The sequence below is a fragment of the Streptomyces hokutonensis genome (assembly GCF_042751305.1).
Lineage (GTDB): Bacteria > Actinomycetota > Actinomycetes > Streptomycetales > Streptomycetaceae > Streptomyces > Streptomyces hokutonensis_A.
Genome location: NZ_JBHYWD010000017.1, coordinates 205,083 through 212,738, shown reverse-complemented (window position 1 = coordinate 212,738; position 7,656 = coordinate 205,083). Strand labels below are relative to the sequence as shown.

General features: G+C 71.9%; 9 protein-coding genes. 6 read left to right on the top strand and 3 right to left on the bottom strand.

All coding sequences use genetic code 11. The annotated features are described in order from the left end of the window. Nucleotides 1-107 precede the first annotated feature (107 nt). The 3 genes from ACFXC1_RS36140 (at nt 108) to ACFXC1_RS36130 (ending at nt 2,280) form a co-directional block, all read left to right on the top strand. The gene (locus ACFXC1_RS36140) at nt 108-1,094 is read left to right on the top strand and encodes a helix-turn-helix transcriptional regulator (protein ID WP_381251009.1); all 987 of its coding nucleotides are present in this window, start codon (nt 108-110) and stop codon (nt 1,092-1,094) included. A 78-nt stretch (nt 1,095-1,172) separates the two neighbouring features. Beyond that, on the top strand, nt 1,173-1,694 hold the full coding sequence (locus ACFXC1_RS36135; protein ID WP_019075872.1) for a DUF4240 domain-containing protein: 522 nt from the start codon (nt 1,173-1,175) through the stop codon (nt 1,692-1,694). A 58-nt stretch (nt 1,695-1,752) separates the two neighbouring features. Continuing rightward, nucleotides 1,753-2,280 carry a carboxymuconolactone decarboxylase family protein gene (locus ACFXC1_RS36130; protein WP_381251007.1) on the top strand — a complete coding sequence of 176 codons (528 nt, stop codon included), beginning with the start codon at nt 1,753-1,755 and terminating at the stop codon, nt 2,278-2,280. 23 nt (nt 2,281-2,303) lie between these two features. Here ACFXC1_RS36130 and ACFXC1_RS36125 read toward each other — a convergent pair whose 3' ends face one another. Next, nucleotides 2,304-2,534 carry a hypothetical protein gene (locus ACFXC1_RS36125; RefSeq protein ID WP_381251006.1) on the bottom strand — a complete coding sequence of 77 codons (231 nt, stop codon included), beginning with the start codon at nt 2,532-2,534 and terminating at the stop codon, nt 2,304-2,306. A gap of 190 nt (nt 2,535-2,724) precedes the next feature. Between ACFXC1_RS36125 and ACFXC1_RS36120 the strand changes: the two genes are divergently transcribed. After that, complete coding sequence (locus tag ACFXC1_RS36120; protein ID WP_381251004.1) at nt 2,725-3,855, top strand: lipid II:glycine glycyltransferase FemX; 1,131 nt, start codon at nt 2,725-2,727, stop codon at nt 3,853-3,855. A gap of 114 nt (nt 3,856-3,969) precedes the next feature. Here the strand turns inward: ACFXC1_RS36120 and ACFXC1_RS36115 are convergent, their stop codons facing one another. Next, nucleotides 3,970-4,779 carry a peptidoglycan recognition protein family protein gene (locus ACFXC1_RS36115; protein WP_381251003.1) on the bottom strand — a complete coding sequence of 270 codons (810 nt, stop codon included), beginning with the start codon at nt 4,777-4,779 and terminating at the stop codon, nt 3,970-3,972. A gap of 188 nt (nt 4,780-4,967) precedes the next feature. Here ACFXC1_RS36115 and ACFXC1_RS36110 point away from each other — a divergent pair, with 188 nt between their 5' ends. Next, nucleotides 4,968-6,152 carry a MarP family serine protease gene (locus ACFXC1_RS36110; RefSeq protein ID WP_381251002.1) on the top strand — a complete coding sequence of 395 codons (1,185 nt, stop codon included), beginning with the start codon at nt 4,968-4,970 and terminating at the stop codon, nt 6,150-6,152. 1 nt (nt 6,153) lies between these two features. Here ACFXC1_RS36110 and ACFXC1_RS36105 read toward each other — a convergent pair whose 3' ends face one another. Then, nucleotides 6,154-6,642, bottom strand: coding sequence for a GNAT family N-acetyltransferase (locus ACFXC1_RS36105; protein WP_381251001.1), 489 nt, complete (start codon nt 6,640-6,642; stop codon nt 6,154-6,156). Between the two features lie 73 nt (nt 6,643-6,715). Between ACFXC1_RS36105 and ACFXC1_RS36100 the strand changes: the two genes are divergently transcribed. After that, nucleotides 6,716-7,612, top strand: coding sequence for a TIGR01777 family oxidoreductase (locus ACFXC1_RS36100; RefSeq protein ID WP_381250999.1), 897 nt, complete (start codon nt 6,716-6,718; stop codon nt 7,610-7,612). Nucleotides 7,613-7,656 lie beyond the last annotated feature (44 nt).

Genomic DNA, 7,656 nt, shown 5'->3' with positions numbered 1-7,656 from the left:
GGCTGAAGATCAGCCCCTCCGGCGTTCGAGGAGCGGGGTCTGGGGCGGAGCCCCAGAAGGACGGGACGGGTAGGGGCGGCGGGGGCGAGATCCCTCATCATGAAGCCATGCGCGCTGCCCGCCTCATCAAAATGGTGCTGCTGCTCCAGTCCCGTCCCTCCATGACCGCCGCCGAGCTGGCGCGGGAGCTGGAGGTGTCCGAGCGGACGGTGACACGGGACGCGCAGGCACTGTCCGAGGCGGGAGTCCCCGTGTACGCGGAGCGGGGGCGGGCCGGTGGGTATCGGCTGGTCGGCGGGTACCGGACCCGGCTCACCGGGCTGGCCCGGAGCGAAGCCGAGGCCCTGTTCCTGAGCGGCGTGCCAGGCGCGCTGCGCGAGATGGGGCTGGAGGACGCCGCGTCGGCGGCCCGCCTGAAGGTGTCCGCGGCCCTGCTCCCCTCCCTGTCGGACGCCTCACGCACGGCGTCGCAACGCTTCCACCTGGACGCACCGAGCTGGTTCACGGACCCCAAGACCCCCGAACTGCTGCCCGCCGTGGCGGACGCGGTGTGGGACGACCGCCGGGTGGTGGCCCGGTACCGGCGCGGGGACTCCGACGTCGAACGGGAACTGGAGCCGTACGGGCTCGTACTGAAGGCGGGCGTCTGGTACCTGTGCGCGCGGGTGGCGGACCACGATTCCTTCCGGGTGTACCGGATCGACCGTTTCACGGCGGTGGACCCTGCGCCGTCCGACGAACGCTTCACGCGGCGGGAGGACTTCGACCTCCCGGCGTTCTGGGAGGACCGGGCGGAGCAGTTCGCGCGGTCGATCCTGCGGGCGGAGGTGGTGGTACGGGTCTCCCCCGAGGGCGCACGGAGACTCCCGTACGCCGTCGACCCCACCGCCGCGCGGGATGCGCTGGAGCTCGCGGCCGCACCGGACGGCGAAGGCGGCGGCTGGGTGACGGTGACCCTGCCGGTGGAGTCCGAGGAGGTGGCCCACGGCCAGCTCGCGGGGCTGGGCCCCGAGGTGGAGGTGCTGGCGCCGGCGAGTCTGCGGGCACGCTTCGCGCACGACGCGACGCGGCTGGGTGCGCTGTACCGCCCATAACGATCTGCCCCTCTCCAGGTGACAATCCGCCCTACTCCACGTGCGCACCACTCCTCCAGGACCGATGCTGGACCCGTGATGGACGAGACGGAGTTCTGGGAGCTGGTGGACGCCACCCGCGAGGCCGCCGAGGGCGACCCCGAGGAGCAGGCGGACCTGCTCGTGGACCGGCTGCTCCTGCTGGATCCGGAGCTGGTGCTGGACTTCGCCCGTCATTTCGAGGCCCGCTACAACCGCGCGTACACCTGGGATCTGTGGGGTGCCGCGTGGGTGCTGCTGGACGGGGCGAGTGACGACGCGTTCGACTTCTTCCGGTGCTGGCTGATCGGCCAGGGCCGCGAGGTCTACGAGGGTGCCGTGCACGACGCCGACTCGCTGGCCGACCTCATCGACGACTTCGACGACGAGATCGACGGCGACGGCGAGGAGCTGGGGTACGCGGCCGACGAGGCGTACGAGCAGCTCACCGGCACCGTCGCCCCCGACCTGGGGATTCCGCCGGCGCCCGCCGAGCCGCTCGGTGCGCCGCTGGACCTGGAGAACGAGGCCGTGCTCGCGGAACGCTTCCCGAAGCTGCGGGAGAGGTTCCGGCAGGAGTGAGGGGGGTACGGCGAAGGGTGCCCCGTCCGCCGACAGACTTGATCCCCGTGAGGTCACCGTGGCTCGAATACCGTACCCGGAGCGTTCCGCCGAAGCCCTCGACAAGCTCCCCACGCCACTGAACGCCTTCCGCATGCTGTCCCACGCCCCGGAGCTGACGGGCCCCGCGATCGACCTGGGGCTGGCGGTGCTCGGGTCCTCGTTGCCGGTGCGGTTGCGGGAGTTGGTGATAGTGGCGGTGGCCGCGCGTACGGACTGCGCGTACGGGGTCGTGCAGCACCGCCCGATCGCCCTGCACGCGGGGGTGACGGCCGAGCAGCTGGACGCCGTCGTCGAACTCCGTGCGGAGGAAGGCGAGTTCGACGCGGTCGAGTCGGCGTTGCTGACCGCGACGGAGGAACTGCTGGCCCGGCGTACGCTCACCGACGACACACTGGGCTCGCTGCGCAAGCACCTGACGGATCGTCAGGTGGTCGAACTGATCACGACGGTCGGGTACTACACGATGCTGGCCGGCCTGCTGAACGGCCTGGGCGTGGACATCGACCCGGTGGGCGAGCAGTACTGGGACCTGGGCCGGCGCTGAGCGGCGCCGACTGCGCGGTCCGGCTAGGCGGCGCCACGACGACGGGTCGTGTCCGTCGGGATGTAGGCCTGGTTCTGGTCGGCCCGTACCGCGTGGTGCATCGGGGCCGCGTTGGCCTGGTCGAGCGCGGAGGCCGTGACGGCGGCCGGGCCGAGGATCACGGTCGCGACCGCGCAGACGACGGCCCAGGGGCCGCGGGCGGACCTGGTCCAACCGGCCGGCTTCTCCGTGGTGTTGGTGTGACTGCTGTTCATTTTCCCCACCTCCAGTCAGTGCGTGTGCATGACGATAGGGAGCGCGCCTCGGGGGACCCGGTGAGTTGCCTGCGAGAAACCTGTGAGCGTGGCGCGGCCAAGTGTTCGCGCAGTTCACAGACTTGAGGTCTTGACCCGTGCCGTGATGTCCGGCTTACGGTGGCCGCCGCCGAACAGGAGCGCCGTGCCCATGACCAGCCCGTATGTGAAGGGCATCACCCGCGAGGAACACCTCGCCCATCTCCGGCTGCACCCGGACGCGAGCCATCTGCAGATCCCCGAGTGGGCCGACGTGAAGCCCGACTGGACCGCGGAGAGCGTCGGCTGGTTCGAGGGGGACGCGCTGGTCGCCGTGGCCCTCGTGCTGTACCGGGCGTTCCCCGGGACCGGGCGTTTCCTCGCCTACCTTCCCGACGGGCCCGCGATCGACTGGCACAGCCAGCGCCTGGAACGGTGGCTCGACCCGCTGATCGCACACCTGGAGAAGGAGGGCGCGTTCTCGGTCCGCATCGGCCCGCCGCTCGTGGTCCGCCACTGGGAGCCGGCCACCGTCGCGGCGGGCGTCGCCGACCCCGCCGTACGGCATCTGCGGGATCTGCCGACGGACGGGATAGACGGCTACGCGCTGGACGCGGCGGACCGTCTCGAACGGCTCGGCTGGCGACGCTGCAAGGAGAACGAGGACAGCGGCTTCGGACTCGGGCAGCCCCGGTACGGCTGTCGGATTCCCTTGACCGGACGGTCCGTCGACGAACTGCGCCGCAGCCTCGCCCCGCACTGGCTGCAGGCCCTGCAGACCGCCGAGGGCGGCGGTGTCGGGGTCTTCTGGGGTTCGGCCGACGATCTGCCCGCGTTCCACCGCCTGTACCGCGCCACCGCCGAGCGGGACGGCTTCAAGGCCCGCCCCCTCGACTACTTCCGGCGCATGTGGCAGGCGCTCAACGCCGAGGAGTCCGACCGGATGCGGATCTATCTCGCCGAGTACGACGACGAGGTCCTGTCCTCCGCCCTCATGATCGGCGCAGGCCCCCGGGTCTGGCACTCCTACCCCGCCTCCGGCCGCCGGGGCCGCGAACTCCGCCCCAGCAGCATCCTGTTGTGGCGCATGCTCTGCGAGGCCCTGGACTCCGGCGCCGACACCTACGACCTCCGCTCCATCACCCCGTCCCTGGTCGCCGAGGACCGCCTGGTGGGCCGCCTCCTCTTCAAGACCGGCGCGGGCGGCCAGGCAGTGGAGTACCTCGGCGAGTGGGAACGCCCGGTGGGCACCCAGGGGAAAATGCTGCAACGGGCGTTGGGGGTTTATCTCGGGCGCAGGTGACAGGGGCGCGGGGAACTGCGCGCCCAGCCCCCACCGCCCCGCACCCGACAACGAACCGAGCGGGGGTCCGGGGGCGCAGCCGCCGGGGGACGGGTAGGGGCGGCGGGGGCGAGATCACCGCCCCTGCAACCGCGCCGCCAGTTCCCGAACCCCCGCCAGCCGCGCCGACAACGCCGCCCCCGGACAACTCGTCATGTACCCGTCCTTGTGCCCCGCGAGAGCGGGAAGAACCGCGGTCGTACCAGAGCGGTACCGACTCAGGCTGTTGCTCGACACCAGCCGAGCCCTGCCGCGCGGATCGACATCCGCGAGCCCCAGTTTCCACGCGGCCAGCGCCGCGATCGCGTCCGTCATCGCCTTCGGAACCGCCATCCCGGAGGTGAACGTCCCGATCGCCGCGATCCCGGTCGTACGGTGGTTGAACCCCTGCGTGTGCGCCCCGGTGACCGCCCGGTCGACACCGCCCGCGCGCCCCTCGTAGATCGTGCCGCACCGGTCGACGAGGAAGTTGTACCCGATGTCGTCCCAGTCCCGGACCCCGGTCTGCCCGGCGTACAGGTACCGGATGATGCGGGGCGCGTCCGCGCAGTCGTACCCGTTCGGCGAATCCGTGTGGTGGACGAAGACGGCGACGACCTTGTCGTCGTAGCGCGGCGGCGGCTGCGCGTGCCGGGAGAGCGCGTCGAGCCAGGCCGAGCGGGGCACGATGCGCGGCTCGGGCGCGGTGTGCCGGAGCGCCGCGGGGCGGGCGGCGACAGGGGTGTGCGCGGCGGCCGTGGCACGGCGGCCGATGCCGTTGGCGCACAGCGCCAGCACGAGGACGGCGGCGAGGCCGGGCAGACAGGCCAGCAGCACGAGCGCGGGGCGCGGTATTCGTATCCGGCGCCGCCGCCGGGCACCCGGCGTTCTTCTCAGGACACGCATGATCACACTCTCGGCCGGAAACGCTCCGTCCGCGATGTGTGCTGTGCCACCTGGTGGAACCATCGTCCTGGTCCGGCACGTTTCTGGGGGTACACGCACGCGTGACGGCTTCCCGGGGCCCGCGCGCGCGGGACTGATCAGTGGGCCCGTTCCTCGCGTACTAAGGGTTCCGAGAGAAAGGCGGCTCCGTGGACCTGCTCGACCTGCTGTTGTTGCTGGTGATCCTCGCCTACGCGGCGTCCGGGTACCGGCGCGGCCTCGTCGCCGGATGTGTGTCGCTCGCCGGGTTCGTGGGCGGTGCGGTCGTCGGCGTGTGGGTGCTGCCGTGGGTGATGGACCTGGTGACACCGGGGACGACGGCGGCGACGGTGACCGCCGTGCTCACCGTGCTGGTCCCGGGGGTGGTCGGGCACGAACTGGCGGGGCGGCTCGCGCTCAAGCTGCGCAAGGAGCTGGACCGGGGGCCGCTGCGGGTGGCCGACGGGATAGGCGGGGCGGCGGCGAACTCGGTGGCGGTGATGATCGTGGCGTGGGTGGCAGCGAGCGTCCTGGGCGCCTCCTCGTCCGCGATGGTCACGACGGCGATCCAGGACTCGACGCTGCTCGGCAGCGTGCAGAAGCTGATGCCGGACACGACACCCGCGTGGTTCTCGCGGGCGACCTCCGCGCTCACCGAGGCGGGCTTTCCGCAGGTCTTCAACCCGTTCGAGAACGAGTCGACGGCCGAGGTCGCCAAGCCCACCGGCGACAGCGTCACGGCCGCCGCGACGAACGCCGCCAAGCGGAGCACGGTCAAGATCGAGGGCTCCTCGGGCACCCAGGGCCGCGAGGGCAGCGGCTTCGTGTACGCGCCGGAGCACGTGATGACCAACGCGCACGTGGTGGCGGGCATCGACGAACCGACCGTCCGCATCGGCGGGGTCGGGCGGTCGTACGAGGCACGGGTCGTCCTCTTCGACCCGAACAAGGACGTCGCCGTGCTGTACGTGCCGGGGCTGAAGGCGCCTGTCCTGCGCTTCGACGACAGCGCGCAACGCGGCAAATCGGCCGTGGTCGCGGGCTATCCGCAGGACGGCGACCTGAACCTCCAGGCCGCGACCGTCGCCAACCGCGTGAACGCGACCGGGCAGAACATCTACAACGACGGGACCGTCACCCGCGAGATCTACTCGATCCGCTCCACGGTCCGCCCCGGCAACTCCGGCGGCCCGCTCCTGACGACCGGCGGCAAGGTCTACGGCGTGGTCTTCGCCCGCTCCACCTCGGACGACGAGACGGGGTACGTGCTGACGGCCGACGAGGTCTCCGGGGACGCCCAGCGGGCGGCGACCGCGACGGCGGAGGTGGACACGGGCGACCTGGTCACGTCGTAGGTCACAAGGAGCGGCCCATCAGGACGTCGTCGACGTACTCCCCGTCGAGCAGGAACTCCTCCGGCAGCACGCCCTCGACCGCGAACCCCTCGGCCGCGTACAGCTTCCTGGCCGGGGTGTTGTGGCCGAGCACGCGCAGGGTGAGCCGCCGGGCGCCGCGCCGCCGGGCCTCCTCGACGGCGGCCCGGACCAGCGCCCGGCCGACCCCGTGCCCGCGCGCGTCCCCGGCGACGGCGAGCCCCTGGATCTGCCGGACGTGCGCGTTGCAGGCGAGCGGGGTGGGAAAGGCCAGCCGGATGTAGCCGACGATCCGGCGGTCGAGTTCGGCGACCAGATGGTCCTCCGGCGCGTGCCGCTCGTCGAAGAAGGGGTCGTACGGCGGCTGCGGGCGTGGCATGACCGCGTGCAGGTGCGACCAGGTCGCGCGGTCCAGTGCGCCGAGTTCCTCGTCGTCGTCGGGCAGGGCGGTGCGTATGTACGGCTCGGACATGTGAGCCAGACTACGGCGGGGGCCACGCCGTCCTCATGGGGCTTTTATGGATCAACGAGGCAGGATGGACGCCATGGAACGCTCGCGAATCGCGGTGACCGGCGCCTCCGGTCTGATCGGCAGCGCACTGGTGCGGTCCCTGACCGCGGACGGTCACGAGGTGGTGCGCCTGGTGCGGCGGGCCGCCCGGGCCGCCGACGAGGTGTGCTGGGACCCCGAGGGTGAGTACGTCGACGCGGCGGCCCTCGACGGCTGCGACGCCGTGGTCAACCTGGCCGGCGCCGGCGTCGGCGACCACCGGTGGACGGACGCCTACAAGAAGACGGTCCGCGACAGCCGCGTGCTCGGCACGGCGGCGCTCGCGGAGGCGGTGGCCTCGCTGGACCGGCCGCCGCGGGTGTGGGTGAACGGCAGCGCGATCGGCTTCTACGGCGAGACCGGCGACCGTGCCGTGGACGAGGACGCGCCTCCGGGTGACGGTTTCCTGCCCTCGCTGTGCGTGGAGTGGGAGGAGGCGACGGCGCCCGTGCAGGAGGCGGGCGTGCGGACGGTGTTCGCGCGGACCGGTCTGGTCGTGGCGAAGGGCGGCGGGGCGTGGGCCAAGCTGTTCCCCCTGTTCAAGGCGGGTGTCGGCGGGCGGTTCGGCGACGGGCGGCAGTACTGGTCGTTCATCGCGCTGCACGACGAGGTCGCGGCGATCCGGCATCTCATCGACACCGAGGGCCTGTCGGGACCGTTCAACCTCACCGCCCCGAACCCGCTGACGAACCGTGAGATCACGGCGGCGATGGGCCGCGTCATGCGCCGCCCGTCCCTCTTCACGGTGCCGGCGCCCGCGCTGAAGCTGGTGCTCGGCGAGATGTCGGGGGATGTGCTGGGGAGTCAACGGGTGCTGCCGAAGCGGCTGTTGGAGTCGGGGTTCACCTTCGCGTTCCCGGAGATCGAGGGGGCGATCCGGGCGGCCCTGTAAAGGGCGTATGCCCGATGATGACGCACGGCGACCGTATGCGACCG

Excerpts from the sequence above, each read along its gene's own strand:
- ACFXC1_RS36100 (WP_381250999.1), top strand. The coding sequence starts at position 6,716 with ATGGAACGCTCGCGAATCGCGGTGACCGGCGCCTCCGGTCTGATCGGC.
- ACFXC1_RS36115 (WP_381251003.1), bottom strand. The coding sequence starts at position 4,779 with ATGCGTGTCCTGAGAAGAACGCCGGGTGCCCGGCGGCGGCGCCGGATA.
- ACFXC1_RS36135 (WP_019075872.1), top strand. The coding sequence starts at position 1,173 with ATGGACGAGACGGAGTTCTGGGAGCTGGTGGACGCCACCCGCGAGGCC.
- ACFXC1_RS36140 (WP_381251009.1), top strand. The coding sequence starts at position 108 with ATGCGCGCTGCCCGCCTCATCAAAATGGTGCTGCTGCTCCAGTCCCGT.
- ACFXC1_RS36120 (WP_381251004.1), top strand. The coding sequence starts at position 2,725 with ATGACCAGCCCGTATGTGAAGGGCATCACCCGCGAGGAACACCTCGCC.
- ACFXC1_RS36105 (WP_381251001.1), bottom strand. The coding sequence starts at position 6,642 with ATGTCCGAGCCGTACATACGCACCGCCCTGCCCGACGACGACGAGGAA.
- ACFXC1_RS36125 (WP_381251006.1), bottom strand. The coding sequence starts at position 2,534 with ATGAACAGCAGTCACACCAACACCACGGAGAAGCCGGCCGGTTGGACC.